The sequence below is a fragment of the Paenibacillus sp. LK1 genome (genome assembly GCF_002750415.1).
In the GTDB taxonomy this organism is placed as follows: Bacteria; Bacillota; Bacilli; order Paenibacillales; family Paenibacillaceae; genus Paenibacillus; species Paenibacillus taichungensis.
The window spans coordinates 470,544-487,139 of record NZ_PEII01000001.1 but is presented as its reverse complement, the minus strand read 5'-3'; the positions used below and the strand labels follow the sequence as shown (position 1 = coordinate 487,139).

The 16,596-nt window shown below is 43.9% G+C and carries 14 protein-coding genes; 13 read left to right on the top strand and 1 reads right to left on the bottom strand.

Annotated features, from left to right (window positions below):
• Nucleotides 1–170: 170 nt before the first annotated feature.
• The 3 genes from CS562_RS32515 to CS562_RS02280 all read left to right on the top strand — a co-directional run bounded on the left by CS562_RS32515 (nt 171) and on the right by CS562_RS02280 (nt 2,439).
• Complete coding sequence (locus tag CS562_RS32515) at nt 171–332, top strand: paeninodin family lasso peptide (RefSeq protein ID WP_125477225.1); 162 nt, start codon at nt 171–173, stop codon at nt 330–332.
• A gap of 66 nt (nt 333–398) precedes the next feature.
• Nucleotides 399–1,619, top strand: a complete 1,221-nt coding sequence (locus tag CS562_RS02285; protein WP_099853328.1) for a carboxypeptidase-like regulatory domain-containing protein — start codon at nt 399–401, stop codon at nt 1,617–1,619.
• A 268-nt stretch (nt 1,620–1,887) separates the two neighbouring features.
• Entirely contained in the window at nt 1,888–2,439 is a 552-nt protein-coding gene (locus CS562_RS02280; RefSeq protein ID WP_099853325.1) for a nitroreductase family protein, read from the top strand.
• A 233-nt stretch (nt 2,440–2,672) separates the two neighbouring features.
• Here the strand turns inward: CS562_RS02280 and CS562_RS02275 are convergent, their stop codons facing one another.
• A complete protein-coding gene (locus CS562_RS02275; protein WP_099853322.1) occupies nt 2,673–4,277 on the bottom strand; it encodes a YifB family Mg chelatase-like AAA ATPase in 1,605 nt (534 codons plus the stop codon).
• Between the two features lie 525 nt (nt 4,278–4,802).
• Here CS562_RS02275 and CS562_RS02270 point away from each other — a divergent pair.
• The 10 genes from CS562_RS02270 (at nt 4,803) to flgC (ending at nt 16,592) form a co-directional block, all read left to right on the top strand.
• Nucleotides 4,803–5,258, top strand: coding sequence for a MarR family winged helix-turn-helix transcriptional regulator (locus tag CS562_RS02270; RefSeq protein WP_076289496.1), 456 nt, complete (start codon nt 4,803–4,805; stop codon nt 5,256–5,258).
• 250 nt (nt 5,259–5,508) lie between these two features.
• Nucleotides 5,509–6,669: an ADP-forming succinate--CoA ligase subunit beta gene (gene sucC, locus CS562_RS02265; RefSeq protein WP_053783785.1), complete on the top strand. Its 1,161-nt coding sequence runs from the start codon at nt 5,509–5,511 to the stop codon at nt 6,667–6,669.
• Between the two features lie 79 nt (nt 6,670–6,748).
• A complete protein-coding gene (sucD, locus tag CS562_RS02260) occupies nt 6,749–7,678 on the top strand; it encodes a succinate--CoA ligase subunit alpha (RefSeq protein ID WP_076289497.1) in 930 nt (309 codons plus the stop codon).
• Between the two features lie 246 nt (nt 7,679–7,924).
• Entirely contained in the window at nt 7,925–9,055 is a 1,131-nt protein-coding gene (gene dprA / locus CS562_RS02255; protein ID WP_099853320.1) for a DNA-processing protein DprA, read from the top strand.
• 120 nt (nt 9,056–9,175) lie between these two features.
• Complete coding sequence (gene topA / locus CS562_RS02250) at nt 9,176–11,266, top strand: type I DNA topoisomerase (RefSeq protein WP_076289499.1); 2,091 nt, start codon at nt 9,176–9,178, stop codon at nt 11,264–11,266.
• A 23-nt stretch (nt 11,267–11,289) separates the two neighbouring features.
• Entirely contained in the window at nt 11,290–12,633 is a 1,344-nt protein-coding gene (gene trmFO / locus CS562_RS02245) for an FADH(2)-oxidizing methylenetetrahydrofolate--tRNA-(uracil(54)-C(5))-methyltransferase TrmFO (RefSeq protein WP_373561667.1), read from the top strand.
• A gap of 26 nt (nt 12,634–12,659) precedes the next feature.
• Entirely contained in the window at nt 12,660–13,202 is a 543-nt protein-coding gene (gene hslV, locus CS562_RS02240) for an ATP-dependent protease subunit HslV (RefSeq protein WP_024630205.1), read from the top strand.
• A gap of 136 nt (nt 13,203–13,338) precedes the next feature.
• Nucleotides 13,339–14,739 (top strand): ATP-dependent protease ATPase subunit HslU, encoded by a 1,401-nt coding sequence (gene hslU, locus CS562_RS02235; protein WP_099853318.1) that lies wholly within the window; start codon nt 13,339–13,341, stop codon nt 14,737–14,739.
• 987 nt (nt 14,740–15,726) lie between these two features.
• A complete protein-coding gene (flgB, locus tag CS562_RS02230; RefSeq protein WP_053783790.1) occupies nt 15,727–16,134 on the top strand; it encodes a flagellar basal body rod protein FlgB in 408 nt (135 codons plus the stop codon).
• Between the two features lie 5 nt (nt 16,135–16,139).
• The gene (gene flgC / locus CS562_RS02225) at nt 16,140–16,592 is read left to right on the top strand and encodes a flagellar basal body rod protein FlgC (RefSeq protein ID WP_063566414.1); all 453 of its coding nucleotides are present in this window, start codon (nt 16,140–16,142) and stop codon (nt 16,590–16,592) included.
• Nucleotides 16,593–16,596 lie beyond the last annotated feature (4 nt).

Sequence of the window (16,596 nt, the reverse complement as noted above, 5' to 3'; positions counted from 1 at the left end):
CATATGTCCTTACTCAAATTCGTTGTAATTCCATAAACAATGAAGCCTCGCTGTATCTTCTAACTTGTTGCTAGACGGCGAAAGAGAATGGAGCGCTTAAAATAAATAGATACAAATTGTATCATTTATAATAAAATGAGAAAAGAAAATATGAAAAAGAGGTGTGAACTATGAAAGAAATTCAATCTATTGCGGCAAACAAAATCAAACAGGAGTGGGTGACACCACAATTGGAAGTGTTGGATATTAGCAAAACCATGAACGGTGGTGAAGGGATTTGGCAATATGTTTGGGGCGGGGAATTTTGGAGGCTCGAAATGTTGGTTAGTTAGATAGATAAAACGAGTTCATATGGTCACCGGACTTACTACTATATTTGGATGAGGTGAACGATTGTCATGAGTATTCAATGGAAATGGATGATTCGTTTAAGTGTGTTTTTATTATTTTTTGGGGTGTGTGGTCTGCTGCATTCTGGAACGACATATGCTGCATCCAAAAATGCTTCTGCGGAGGGGCAAGTTAATCAACTTGCTCAAATTTCAAGAGTTTTTGGGAAAATTACTGATATGGATGGTTTTCCTGTGAAAGATGCAAATGTAAATATCAAGATGTACACCTTCGAAAACAGCGAAATAGCAACCAAAACAATTAAAACCAATTCCAAGGGAGAGTACAATTTTGAAACAACGTTAAGTGAAGGCATACGCATCAATATTAGTACGGTTGCCAAGGGGTACTTGGATACCAACAAGAATTATATTAGCTATTATTTGATTCCGGGAGAAACAAGGGAATTTAATTTTTCCCTCTATGAACCAGCAACAGTTGTAGGCAAAGTTACTGATCAATCAGGAAAACCAGTTGTGGGTGCTGTAATTAAAGTAACAACTGTCAGCCAATCTGTAAAGACGGACAAGGATGGCAATTACGCAATTACAGGTATTAATCCTTATTCCGCCCCTGATATTGTGGTTTCGGTTGATGCAGATGGATATGTTCCTTACACAAAATATCTTTTTCTATACACCGGTGTTACAGAGAAGTTGAACATAACACTTCAAGAGGCCGCCAAGGTGAGTGGCTTGGTGCAAGATGAACAGGGGAGGCCATTGGCTGGGGCCACGGTATCTATTAATAATCTTAAGATGATAACAGATAAACAAGGCAAGTATTCCATGGATCGACTGTCTCCGGGAATAAGCATAATCTCTGTCGAAGCGGATGGTTATATCAACCAAACGATTAGGGTAACTTTGGTCAAAGGACCTAACAATACTTTTGATTTTATTCTCAAGAGTAATGCAGACAAAACCCCGCCTGTAACCAAATATGCTTTAGTTCCATTGACAGAAATATCCATCGGAAAACAATATATTAATGGATTTAATTTTAAGTTAAAGGCAACGGACGAAGTTAAGGGATCAGGTTTGAAAATGACCCAGTACAGAATCAATGGGGGGGAATGGATCACGTTTACCGGACCAATAAAAATCTATGCTCCTGATGTCAAAACAGTGGAGTATTTCAGCACGGATATCGCCGGCAACCAAGAAAAAATAAACAAAATGGATTTTGTGAATGGGAAATATGAAGGAGCAGGATCATACCCTTATTGATTAAATAGCTATTTATAATGAAGAAAGGCGACGTTGACTCTAAGAATCCCTCCGCGGGGGAAGAGTCGAAGTCGCCTTTTTGCATCCGAAATAATCAGAACGAAATAATGTTAATCGCATTCCTTTGAATCCAATGAACAGATCAGTGTATAATCAAGAGGGTAATCCAGTTTTGCTGCACCGTTTGATTTTTCATAAATGAGTCGATTCACATCGCAGGCTCGAACTGCGGTCACGGATAATTTTTTATAATCTGGGAGGCATGGTCATGAGTAAATCTACCCAAACGGGTAACGCCGTAAGAGAAGCCATTCAAAATCGTCGTACAGTCAAAAAGTTTAAAAAAGAAGCTGTTCCCACACAGCAGATTATTGATTTGTTGGACACAGCCGTATGGGCACCCAATCATAAATTGCGTGAGCCGTGGCGGTTTTTATTGTTTAGCGGAAATGGACTGAACAAGCTGGCAGACGCTATTGATGCAGAGATGGGAGAGGATAACAAGTTCTCTGCCAATATCAAGCAGATCCCTGCCGTCATGCTTGTCGTTATGGAAGAAGATCCACGCCAGAATATCTGGGATGAAGATTTTGCAGCAGTAAGTGCATTGGTGCAAAACTTCCTACTCGCGGCATGGAGTGAAGACATTGGAACGTTCTGGGTAACCAAGCCTTTCCTCTATGGACCAAAATTCCGTAAGACACTTGGGATTCAGGCTGGGGAAAAAATTATAGGCATGGTTTACATGGGATATCCAGAGGTTATTCCTTCTGCCAAAGAACGTACACCAGCCAAAGACAAGCTGACTATATTTGAATAATTGATATCTTGTTCGCTATTCATTCGAACGTAATGCTCTATGCAGAGCCCCTGCACGTATGTCTCTTCTCTTATAAAGAGGATATATATGCAGGGGTGTTTGATTTGTAAAACTATTTAGCCATAAATTTGAAATCTATAAATATCTCGATTGAACCTTTCATGAAGGTAAATGGCGAAGGCACGTATTTCACCTTATAGCCCTTATAGCCTTATTTCCTTGATGACCCTCGCTCAAAATAAATTCAAATCCAACTGCCGATACTGTATCGCTTCAGCCACATGAGCTGTCAAAATGACGCCTTCATGATCCAAGTCTGCGATCGTCTGGGCCATCTTAATAATTCGATCATGTGCACGCATGCTCAGGTTCAGTGCTTGCAGTGTCTGCTGGAGCAGTTGGTCTGCTTCTTCAGGCAGGCGGATTGTTCGACGCAGAAGGGTTCCTGAGAGCTGGCTATTCCAGCGAACTGAACTATTAGCATATCGTGCGGCCTGAATATGATGAGCATGAATGACTTTGGCCTGCATTTCCGCAGATGAAGGAGAAGCGCCAGCCTTGCGCCACTCGCTCGGGGGAGGAACTTCGACCTGAAGGTCGATGCGATCTAGCAGCGGACCCGAGATTTTGGCACGGTAGGCGGCAACACGGGCAGGACTGCATATACAGCGTTGATCCTCCGATTGAGCAGAGAGATATCCGCAAGGACAGGGATTCATAGAACAGGCGAGCATAAATTGTGCTGGAAATGTGAACGCGGCTCTCGCACGGCTAATGGTGACTTTGCGATCCTCCAATGGTTGTCTCAACACTTCTAGGACTTGCCGCTGAAACTCTGGTAGCTCATCCAGAAACAATATCCCACGGTGAGCAAGACTTACTTCGCCAGGTTTGGGGATGCCACCGCCTCCAATGAGACCTGATGTGGAGATCGTATGGTGTGGAGAGCGAAAGGGTCTGTCTGCGATGAGACCATTTGAAGTATCTTTAAGCTTGCCTGCGGCACTTAGCACTTTGGTTACTTCCAGCGCTTCGTCTTCGGACAATGGTGGGAGAATCGTAGGTAGCCGTTTAATTAACATGGTTTTCCCTGTGCCCGGAGGTCCGACCAGCAAAATATTGTGCATACCAGCTGCGGCAATCATGAGTGCACGCTTTACGTGATGCTGTCCCAGAACATCACTATAATCATCGTCCAACGAAGGAGATCGCATTGGGCCCTCATGGCGCTCCATATCACCGACATTGGGATTCAGAGCAGAGAGATGGGCGTAATCTTTTAAAACAACAGGCCCCGTATTCTGCATCATTCCTTCCCTGAGCTTTGAATTCGTTTCCTGTTCAGGAACGATATCTTGCAAATGACGAATACCATATACCTGAATACCCCGAATCAACGAAGCCTCTTCCAGATTGTCGGCGGGCAGAAGAATGGAGGTAAAGCCTTGCCGCTTTGCCAAATCTACCATAGACAAGATACCAGGCACAGATCTCACTGAACCGTCCAATGCCAGCTCACCTACCACCAATGTCCGTTCATCTACTGGAAGAATCAGCTGACCACTTGTTGTAAGTAAACCAATAGCGATGGCGAGATCGAAAGAAGATCCTTCCTTGCGCAGATCAGCAGGGGCCAGATTTATCGTAATCCGTTGCAACGGATACTGATAGCCACAGTTTTTTATAGCGGCACGGACGCGTTCAACCGCTTCACGAATAGCTGAATCCGGTAATCCAATAATTGAAGTCTGGGGTAAACCATTCGATAGATCTGTTTCCACTTCAATTAAAACGCCGTCAATTCCATATAAACAAGCACTATGCAGTTTTCCGTACATAATAAAAGAAACACCTCACTTGGTCCTTGGCGTGCATAATACAGGCCAGTCTACGAATTAAGGTGCTTCCTCAGCTTCTAACAAGCATTTTATATAAAAGAAATCAGGGCGTCAACCCGTCATCGTCATAGCTGCTGTATATGTATCCCTGACTCCTGAATTGTTTACAGTTTCCGCATGTAGTTTCTCGCAGAAGTATAGAATGTTCAGTTGTGAATCAATGTCGCGCTGTTGTGAAAAAGGATGTAAATGCTGGTTGCTGTTTTAACATATAAAGAGTTCTTTTTATTACGTTGTCATATGATATAGATCGTATATGCTCCAAATTATGTTTTATACAATTAAATTTATCACTATTAAATAGAAAAGTAAAATCATTTGTGCTCAATTATTCTGTTTTTTTTATAATTTATGATAAGATAGATGAGGGGCTCCTAATAATTCGCAAATTCTAGCGATTATAACAGTTGTAAGCCTCTATTATTAAGGAATATAGAATGCACAATAGGTAGGTGGGACAGATCTATGCAGAATGAAAGTTTGAAGCTGGATAACCAATTATGCTTTGCCATATACGCTTGTTCACGTGAAATTACGAAGATGTACCAACCCTATCTTGAGGTGCTTGGGGTAACCTACTCTCAATATCTGGTCTTGATGGTATTGTGGGAACGTGAAGAATGTACGGTTAAGGAAATCGGAGAGGCACTTTACCTCGATTCAGGCACTTTGACACCTCTTCTGAAACGTTTGCAGTCAGCAGGACTTATTCATCGCGAACGTTCAGCTCAGGACGAACGGAAAGTATTGATTACACTTACAGACGCTGGGCGGGAACTTCGCCATAAAGCCTTGTCTATACCTGAAGCGATCCAGGAAGATGCATGTCTGAACAGTACTGAGTTCGAATCTTTACTGGGACAGTTCAAGGGACTGCTGGAGAAAGTACATCAAACCAACACCAAAGAAGCCAAAAAATAAAATGTAACATCGTATTACTATTAAGAAACCTTGGCTTATTAGCTGAGGTTTTTTTCCATTAATATCCAAGCATTCACAATATGGGATCATACCCATATCAAAATACTGTCTATTAACCATTACTTTTTTAAGGAAAGCGTTTTAAAAACATGTTACAATGAATTGGGTTTAAGTGAAAATAGTCAACATTTGTCTTTTGTTAGTCTACCAACCCGCCTTGTTGCAGTCATGTTGATAGGAGGATTCGAGAATGAATATCCATGAATATCAAGGAAAAGAAGTACTGAAACAGTATGGAGTCACCGTTCCAAACGGAAAGGTTGCTTATACAGTCGATGAAGCGGTTGCGGCCGCAGAGGCACTGGGCAGTCCGGTGACTGTAGTCAAAGCGCAAATTCATGCAGGTGGCCGGGGGAAAGCCGGCGGCGTGAAAGTAGCGAAAAGTATCGACGAAGTTCGTGCTTACGCATCCGAAATTTTGGGAAAAGTATTGGTAACACACCAGACTGGACCTGAAGGTAAAGAAGTGAAGCGTCTTCTGATTGAAGAGGGATGCGATATCCGCAAAGAGTATTATGTGGGTGTTGTTGTGGACCGTGCCACAGGCCGCGTCGTAATGATGGCTTCCGAAGAAGGCGGTACAGAGATCGAAGAAGTAGCTGAAGCTACACCTGAGAAAATTTTCAAAGAAATTATTGACCCTGCAATTGGATTGCAAGTGTTCCAGGCGCGTAAACTGGCGTACAGCATTCGTATTCCGAATGAGTTGGTGAACAAAGCGGTTAAGTTTATGCTTGCGTTGTACAAAGCATTTGTCGAAAAAGATTGCTCCATTGCTGAGATCAATCCACTCGTTGTTACCGGAGATGGAAACGTTATCGCGCTGGATGCAAAATTGAATTTTGATTCCAACGCCTTGTTCCGTCACAAAGACATTTTGGAACTTCGTGATCTGGATGAAGAAGACGAAAAAGAAATCGAAGCTTCCAAATACGACCTGAGCTACATAGCACTTGATGGCAACATCGGCTGTATGGTCAATGGCGCTGGACTTGCGATGGCGACGATGGATATCATCAAATACTATGGCGGCGACCCGGCCAACTTCCTCGATGTTGGGGGCGGTGCGACAACAGAGAAAGTGACCGAAGCTTTCAAAATCATTTTGTCTGACGCCAAAGTGGCGGGTATCTTCGTTAACATTTTTGGCGGCATTATGCGTTGTGATGTCATTGCCAATGGTGTTGTTGAAGCCGCGAAGCAGCTTGGCCTGACTAAACCGCTGGTTGTTCGTCTTGAAGGAACTAACGTGGAGCTTGGTAAACGTATTTTGGGTGAATCCGGCCTGAATATCGTTCCTGCTGATTCCATGGCCGATGGTGCACAGAAAATTGTTGCCCTCGTAAAATAAGTTCATTCCTGGGCAAATTGCTGCCTTAGTTCCGGAGCTGTCCGGCACTTGAAAAATAACCGTAAGGATGTGAAGCAACGTGAGTATTTTGATTGATAAAAATACAAAAGTCATTACGCAAGGCATTACGGGTTCAACGGGAATGTTCCACACGAAGGGCGCATTGGACTACGGAACCCAGATGGTAGGCGGCGTTACACCGGGTAAAGGCGGAACCAATGTTGATATTACGCTGGAAGATGGCAAAGTAGTTAGTCTGCCGGTGTTTAATACAGTACAGGAAGCGAAGGAAGCTACTGGCGCAACAGCGAGCGTCATCTACGTTCCTCCGGCATTTGCAGCGGATTCCATCATGGAAGCCGTTGACGCAGAGCTGGATCTCGTGATCTGTATTACAGAAGGTATCCCGGTACTTGATATGGTCAAGGTTGACCGTTTCATGGAAGGCAAAGATACCGTTTTGATCGGACCAAACTGTCCGGGCGTTATTACACCAGGTGAATGCAAAATTGGCATCATGCCGGGTTATATTCATATGCCTGGCCACGTTGGCGTGGTCTCCCGTAGTGGAACACTCACGTATGAAGCTGTTCATCAATTGTCTGCGCGTGGAATTGGACAATCTTCTGCTGTGGGAATCGGGGGCGACCCGGTTAAAGGTTCTGAGTTCATTGATATCCTGAAACGGTTCAATGAAGACCCACAGACACATGCTGTAATCATGATTGGTGAAATCGGTGGTACGGCTGAAGAAGATGCTGCAGAGTGGGTACGCGAAAACATGACCAAACCGGTGGTTGGATTTATCGGTGGTGTTACGGCGCCTCCAGGCAAACGCATGGGTCATGCCGGTGCTATTATCTCTGGTGGTAAAGGTACAGCCAAAGAAAAAATTGCGAAACTGGAATCTTGCGGAATCAAAGTTGCTCCGACGCCAGCTGAAATGGGCTCGACTCTTGTGAGCGTACTTGAAGAACGTGGAATTCTGAATTTGTGCACGACACATTAATTCTTTTCCGTTATAATAGAAGAAACGGTGCAGGAAATTTATTTTTCTGGTGAGCCGACTATTGAAATGCGGAAAAGGTAAGCAACCTTTTGTCCTGAACAGGGCGAAGGGTTGCTTTTTTGCGTTTTTTTACAGGATGTAAAAGGGAGCTGTTGTCTGCCTGTATTGGTAAACGCTTGCAATCCGTTGTCACTTATCACACAATATGAGGGAAGATTTTCTTCCCGTTATGGGAGGTTTCTAATTATGGAAGAGAGATGGATTTTGATTGGACTGCATGAAACGGATGGTATTGGTAAGAAAACGATCTCCAAACTGCTATCAGGACAACATCAACTGACGGATTTTCTGGATTATAAAGAAGGGGATTGGACTGCCGCGGGTTTACGCAAGGATCAGGCTGTGCGTCTAACCAAGCAATTCAATATCGACTGGATTGAGCAGAGACAAGAGAGTGTTTATAAACTGGGCATTGAAGTCGTTACCTATTTGGATCATAATTACCCCGTATTAATGAAGGAAACCGTTCAGCCACCCTGGGTGATGTATGGTCGCGGAGATCTGAATCTGTTGCACGCTCAATCCATTGCGATGGTAGGAACACGTATGCCTACGGTATATGGACGTAAAATTGGTGAGAAGCTGGCAGAACAACTATGCAAGGCAGGGCTGACCATTGTAAGCGGGCTTGCCAGAGGAATAGATAGTGTGTGCCACGATGCGACTCTTCGTGCAAACGGCAAAACTATTGCGGTATTTGGGACAGGAATTGATAACATCTATCCGCCGGAAAATACAAGTCTTGCCGAACGAATTGCCGAAACAGGGCTGCTTTTGTCAGAATATCCTCCGGGTACACGTGCACGTCAGGGATTATTCCCGGAACGTAATCGGATCATTGCAGGGTTAACCCTCGGTACGCTAATTGTAGAGGCTGATATCCGAAGCGGATCACTCATTACAGCAGATGCTGCACTCGAAGCGGGAAGAGACGTGTTTGCAGTCCCAGGTCCCATTACTTCTCCCAAAAGCCGAGGCTCGCACAATCTAATTCGTCAGGGGGCAAAATTGGTGACCTGCGCCACAGATTTATTGGAAGAGTTTCGATTGGACTTGCCAAATGCCGAACAACTTCCTTACAATAGAGGACGTTCGGCTGAAAGCAGTGAAACTTCTAATGAAGGAATTTTCCCAGTTGTAAAACTATCTTCAGATGAACAACGTGTTATTTATCTGCTAGAGCAGGAAGAGCAATCACTGGATCAACTTGTGGAACAGCTCAACTGGGATTTTGGACATTTGCATTCAGTTCTGTTATCTTTAATCATAAAAAAGCAGATTAGCCAATTACCTGGAACCAAATACGCAAGGGTATGACGATGCTGCGATCAAGGCAGCATGTGAAAATAGATTATTAGCGGAAGTTAGTCCTGCTGCTAATGAAGTATGAATTATAAAAACAAGCAGCAGTTTCATGACTGAGAGGAGGATGAACCTATGGCGGATGCACTCGTAATCGTGGAGTCGCCCTCAAAGGCGAAGACGATCGGCAAATATTTAGGCAGCAAGTTCATCGTAAAAGCTTCGATGGGACATGTACGCGATTTGCCAAAGAGTCAGATCGGCGTTGAGGTGGAGAATGATTTTAATCCGAAATATATTACGATCCGCGGCAAAGGTTCAATTTTGAAAGAACTGAAGGATGCACGAAAGAAAGTGAAAAAAGTGTATCTCGCAGCTGACCCGGATCGCGAAGGTGAGGCTATTGCTTGGCATTTGGCCCATGCACTTGAACTGGATGAAACTGCGGATTGCCGAGTGGTATTTAATGAAATTACGAAACAGGCTGTCAAAGATGCGTTCAAAACGCCGCGTAAGATCAATATGGATCTGGTTAACGCGCAGCAGGCCAGACGTATTCTGGATAGGCTTGTAGGATATAAAATTAGTCCGTTATTATGGAAGAAAGTCAAAAAAGGATTGTCCGCTGGCCGCGTTCAGTCCGTGGCCGTCAAAATCATTTTAGATCGTGAAAATGAAATTAATGATTTTGAACCGGAAGAGTACTGGAGCATTACTGCCAAACTGACAGCGGACGGAAATCCGTTTGAAGCCAAGTTCCATCAGTTGAACGGTACCAAAACCGAACTTGGCAGTGAGGCAGAAGTACAGGCCATTTTAAAACAGATCGAAGGCGCTTCTTTTACAGTCAAAGAAGTTAAAGAGAAGGAACGTAGCCGTAACCCTTCTGCTCCTTTTACAACAAGTTCCTTGCAGCAGGAAGCCGCTCGTAAATTGAATTTCAGAGCTTCCAAGACGATGTCTGTCGCACAACAGCTGTATGAAGGTGTAGACCTCGGAAAAGAAGGCACAGTCGGTCTCATTACGTATATGCGTACAGACTCTACTCGAATTGCAGCATCGGCTCAGGAAGAAGCCAAGGAATATATTATTGGCAAGTACGGTGAGCCATTTGCACCGGAGACGCCTAGAAACTATTCCAAAAAAGCAGCCAATGCTCAAGACGCGCATGAAGCGATCCGTCCAACGTCAATTTTGCGTGATCCGGATTCCATTAAATCGTTTATGAGTCGTGATCAATTCCGGTTGTACAAACTGGTTTGGGAACGTTTTATAGCGAGCCAGATGTCATCTGCCGTTCTGGATACACTCTCCGTTGACATTGCTGCAGGAGATACAATTTTCCGTGCAGCGGGTTCAAAGGTTCGTTTCCAGGGATTCATGAAGGTATATGTAGAAGGTAATGATGACGGTACAACGGAAGAAGATCGTCTTCTGCCTCCGCTGAAAAATGGAGATGTGCTTGAGAATCGGGAGATCGAGCCGAAACAGCACTTTACACAGCCGCCACCACGTTATACGGAAGCAAGGTTAGTTAAAACGCTTGAGGAACTGGGCATAGGGCGTCCGAGTACATATGCGCCAACGCTGGAGACCATTCAGAAGCGCGGATATGTTGCCATTGAAGAGAAGAAATTCATGCCTACAGAACTGGGCGAACTGGTCATCGAACAGATGGAGGAGTTTTTCCCGGAGATCCTGAATGTGGAGTTCACCGCGAACATGGAAGGTGATCTTGACCATGTGGAGGAAGGGTCGGAGGATTGGGTCAAAGTACTCGCAGAATTCTACGAATCTTTTGAGAAGCGGCTTGAGTTTGCAGAAGAGGAAATGAAAGAAATCGAGATTGAAGATGAAGTATCGGATGAAATATGTGAGAAGTGCGGCAAACCGCTCGTTTATAAGCTAGGCCGTTTCGGCAAGTTTCTCGCATGTTCCGGGTTTCCGGATTGCCGGAATACCAAACCGATCATCAAGGATATAGGTGTGACTTGTCCGAAATGTAAAGAAGGGCATGTTGTTGAGCGCCGCAGTAAAAAGGGACGTATTTTCTATGGTTGCGACAAGTATCCTGAATGTGATTTTGTATCATGGGATAGACCGTCAGCGAAACCATGTCCAAGTTGCGGATCACTAATGATTGAGAAACGGAACAAACAGGGAACACGATTACAGTGTACTTCGTGTGATCATCAAGAACCGGTAGAGGAACCGGAAGAAGAATGAGCGGATTAGCTTAATGGGGGTAAATGATTTTGACGAATGAACAACAAGTAACCGTTATTGGCGCCGGGCTCGCAGGAACAGAAGCAGCTTGGCAGATCGCAAGTCGCGGTGTGCGCGTAAAACTATACGAGATGAGACCGGTTGTGAAAACGCCGGCTCACCATACAGATAAATTTGCAGAACTGGTGTGCAGCAACTCGCTTCGTGCCAATGGGTTGACTAACGCAGTTGGTGTTTTGAAGGAAGAAATGAGAATGCTTAATTCTCTGGTCTTGGGTGCAGCGGACCGACATGCCGTTCCAGCGGGTGGAGCACTTGCAGTGGACCGGGACGGATTCTCAGGCGAGATCACATCTACGCTTCATCAGCATCCACTCATTGAAGTTGTTAATGAAGAGCTGACTTCTTTGCCGGAAGATGGAATCGTTGTAGTTGCAACGGGGCCTTTGACTTCACCAGCATTGTCCGAGCAAATCAAAGCCCTCATGGGTGAAGAATACTTCTACTTCTATGATGCGGCTGCGCCAATTATCGAAAAAGATTCTATTGATATGAATAAAGTCTATCTGGCTTCACGTTATGATAAAGGCGAAGCGGCGTACTTGAACTGTCCTATGACAGAAGAGGAATTTGACGTGTTCTATGAAGCGTTGATCACAGCGGAAGTTGCTCAACTGAAAGAGTTTGAGAAAGAAATTTACTTCGAAGGCTGTATGCCGATTGAAGTCATGATGAAACGTGGCAAACAAACGGCTTTGTTTGGTCCGATGAAACCTGTAGGACTCGTCAATCCGCATACTGGAGAACTGCCGCATGCTGTTGTTCAGCTTAGACAGGACAATGCAGCAGGAACGCTGTACAATCTGGTCGGATTCCAGACGCATCTGAAATGGGGAGAACAAAAGCGGGTCTTTTCTTTGATCCCAGGACTTGAAAATGCGGAATTCGTTCGTTATGGCGTAATGCACCGTAACACATTTATCAATTCTCCCAAACTGCTTCGTCCAACGTATCAGTTCAAAGACCGTCCAAACCTGTTCTTTGCAGGTCAAATGACGGGAGTAGAAGGCTATGTAGAATCTGCGGCATCCGGTCTAATCGCGGGTATGAATGCGGCCAAAGCAGCGCTTGGACAGGAACTGGTGGTATTACCGGTGGAGACCACGCTGGGCAGTATGGCACAGTATATTACAACAGCTGATTTCAAACATTTCCAGCCAATGAATGCAAACTTTGGATTGCTGCCGAAGCTGGAAACTAAAATACGCAATAAAAAGGAAAAGAATGAAGCACTTGCGCAACGTGCACTGGATGGCATTGCCCGTTTTGCAGCAACAGAAGGTCTAACCGTTCCAGAACGCGTGTAAATTAATCGTGGGAGGAGGCTGATATCTTGGATATGTCATTTCATGCTACAACGATCTGTGCAGTTCGTCATAATGGCAAAGCAGCCATTGCCGGTGATGGTCAGGTGACCATGGGGCAAAGTGTTGTGATGAAAAATACAGCCAAAAAGGTAAGACGTCTATACCGTGGGCAGGTTGTGGCCGGTTTTGCCGGTTCCGTTGCGGATGCCATTACCTTATTTGAGAAATTCGAAGGTAAGCTGGAGGAGCACCATGGTAATCTGCAGCGGGCAGCGGTAGAACTTGCCAAGGATTGGCGTCAGGATCGGATTTTGCGCAAACTCGAAGCACTCCTTATTGTTATGGATAAAACGGGTATGCTGCTGATTTCTGGTGGGGGAGAAATTATCGAGCCGGATGATGATGTTATCGCTATTGGCTCGGGAGGAAACTTCGCGTTGTCTGCTGCACGTGCGTTAAAACGTCATGCGGTGGATCTGGAAGCAAAAGACATTGCTCGTGAATCACTCCAGATTGCTTCAGAGTTATGTGTATATACCAACAATAATATTATTGTTGAAGAGTTGTAAGGAAAGCAATCTCCCGTGATGGGGCATGATGATTAAATCGGCTCCAGTTACTTCGTGGAGATTCTTTGTCCTTGTAGCTAATCTATAATGTTCTATCTCATAAACAAGGTTTGCATACTGTTAGGAGGGAAGCTATATGGATACTCAAGCGTTAACGCCAAGACAAATCGTTGCAGAGCTTGATAAGTACATTGTAGGTCAAAAACAGGCTAAAAAATCGGTAGCGGTCGCCCTTCGCAATCGTTATCGCCGTAGCCTTTTGCCCGAACATACCCAAGATGATATTGTACCAAAAAATATTCTGATGATTGGACCTACTGGTGTTGGTAAAACTGAGATTGCACGCCGACTGGCTAAGTTGGTAGGAGCCCCATTCGTAAAGGTGGAGGCTACGAAGTTCACGGAAGTGGGTTATGTTGGCCGTGACGTGGAATCTATGATTCGTGATTTGATTGAAACATCACTGCGGATGGTCAAGCTGGAACGTACAGAAAAGGTCAAAGACAAAGCGGAAGAGGCTGCCAATGAGCGGATCGTACATATTTTGGCCCCTTCACAATCCAAATCCAAAAATCAGCGGAATCCGTTCGAAATGATTTTTGGTAATAATGGCAACAACACGCCAGAAACCGATGAGCAAGAACCGGATACCGGAGTAGCCGAGCGGCGACGTAAAATCAAATTTGATTTGTTATCTGGCAAGCTGGAAGATGACGTTATCGAAATTGATGTGGAAGATACCACGCCTAACATGATGGACATGTTCGCTGGTCAAGGAAATGATCAGATGGGGATGAACATGCAGGAGATGTTTGGCAGTTTATTACCTCGTCGTACCAAAAAACGTAAACTGGCGATTAAGGAAGCTCGCAAAGTATTAATTCAGGAAGAAGCGGGCAAGTTGATCGATATGGATGATGTTACTCAGGAGTCCATTCGCCGGGCGGAACAAACAGGTATCATATTCATTGACGAAATTGATAAAGTGGCCAGTCAAGGACGAGGTAGCGGCCCAGACGTATCCCGTGAAGGGGTACAGCGTGATATTCTGCCAATCGTGGAAGGATCTACGGTAATGACCAAGTATGGCCCTGTCAAAACGGATTACATCCTGTTTATGGCAGCTGGCGCATTTCACGTAGCAAAGCCCTCAGATCTCATTCCAGAGCTCCAGGGGCGTTTCCCAATCCGTGTAGAACTGAACAGCCTGACGCTTGATGAATTTGTATCGATTCTCACTGAACCTAAAAATGCGTTAACCAAGCAGTATGTGGATTTGCTGCGTACGGAGAATATTGAGATTGAGTTCTCGGATGATGCCATTCGTGAGATTGCAAAGCTGGCTGAGTCCGTGAATCAGAATACCGAAAATATCGGAGCACGGCGCCTGCATACTATTCTGGAGAAACTACTTGAGGATCTGTCTTTTGAAGCACCAGAACTTACGCTGGAGCGTATGGTAATCACTCCGGAATATGTACGTGAGAAATTGAATGACATTGCACTTGATCGTGATTTAAGTCAATATATCCTGTAACATAGGTGTAATGCGCTGTTAGAGCGATTGAAGTATAAATGACGGTATACAATGGATGAATAAAGATCAGACGACTACACGGAAATGGGATATTCGATCCTGGTTCGGACTGTAGTAGACTTTATTCAATCCATCTGTATGCCGTTTATTTTTTGTTTTAGTCTAATATAATGCTGTTTTGTAACCGATAAAAGAGATGGAGTTGTATAAGAGGAAAGTTAATCTAGGACTTGTGCCGCAGGAATAATGTATTTAAGCCCTAAAGTTATGTTTACAACTCATATTTGATACTTCTATAAATTCCAGTAATAGGATTTTATTTTTCCAAGTCTGGTTATCGGTTTAATCAAAAGCTTGAGAATGATTTGCATAAATGCGCAAAAAGCGAATGAGATGGTATTGCGGAAGTGACAAAATATTCTTGCGGAATATAACTGAGCTTGCTCTGTTTAAATGTTAAAAAAGTATTTTAAATATCAAGCTGAAACAAGTAATCCGTAATGGATATTTTGTCAATTAACAATTTCATGGAATAGAGAAGATTTTATAATAAATTATAAGAAAGCTTATTATATCGGTAAATATTTCTAACAGGGAATCGTTTGAAGCTTTTCGATGGGATCCTTGTTTGTATTATTATGATGTACTGAAACGTATAGAAGCATAGTATAAATTTTAAGAATGTTTAAGAGCTCAATTCGAGCACTTAAGCTTATTTTTGTTTTGGGCCCCAACATTTACGAAAAAATTCATAATTTGCAGAAAATACACAAAAAGCTCTGTCTTTCAGAAAAGATAGGGCTTTTTTCTTATTGTAATATATCCCAATCTCGAAGAAACTTATGTTATACGACAACATCAGAGTTAATTCTACTTAAGTCCTAGAAAACCGTGTAAAAGTGAATGTTTTTTGTCGAAAAAACATAAGCATCCTGACGGAAAAAGATTGAATCAATTTCCATAATTTCTAAAGAGAGGAGGGCGATTATGAATCTTTTGAATGATATTAGTTTTCAAAGGTTACAAGGTGCACTCGATGCCTCCAACATTAGACAACGAACAATCGCTGACAACATTGCGAATGCGGACACCCCGTATTTCAAGCGTTCGGACGTTGCTTTTGAAGAAATGCTGCAGGAACAAATGAATGGAGATATGCCTGTTCTTAAAGGGAAAGTAACGGATTCAAGGCATTTTGTCATAGGTCCTTCCTCTTCCATACCTACACCAGTAGTTAATATGGACCAGTCAACTTCCATGAATAACAACCAGAACAACGTCGATGTAGACAAAGAAATGAGTCTTCTGGCGGAGAACCAGCTACGTTACAACGCTTATATTCAGCAAGTGAATGAACAAATCAAAATGATGCGTGTTGGAGTCGAAGGGAGATAACTTAGGTGAACATTAGTAACAGTTTCAGTATCAGTGCATCGGCTCTAACAGCTCAGCGTTTGCGGATGGACGTTATATCTTCCAACATTGCAAACGCGGAGACGACGCGCGCGAGTGTGACCAACGGCGAGGCGGTTCCTTACAAGCGCAAAATGGTTGTACTTGAACCCAACAAAACTTCATTTAATAGCTTGCTTCAAAATCAGATGAAAAGCAGTGGGTCTGGAGAGGGAGTTAGAGTATCGGAGATTCGTGAAGATCAGTCCCCTCTGAAGCCAGTCTACGACCCTACACATCCGGATGCCAACGCTGAGGGGTATGTGTATATGCCTAATGTGGATATCGCGAAAGAAATGGTGGACATGATTTCGGCTTCACGCTCATATGAAGCAAACGTCACAGCTTTGAACTCAACCAAAGCAATGATATCCAAGGCATTGGAGATTGGAAGAGCCTAGTTAA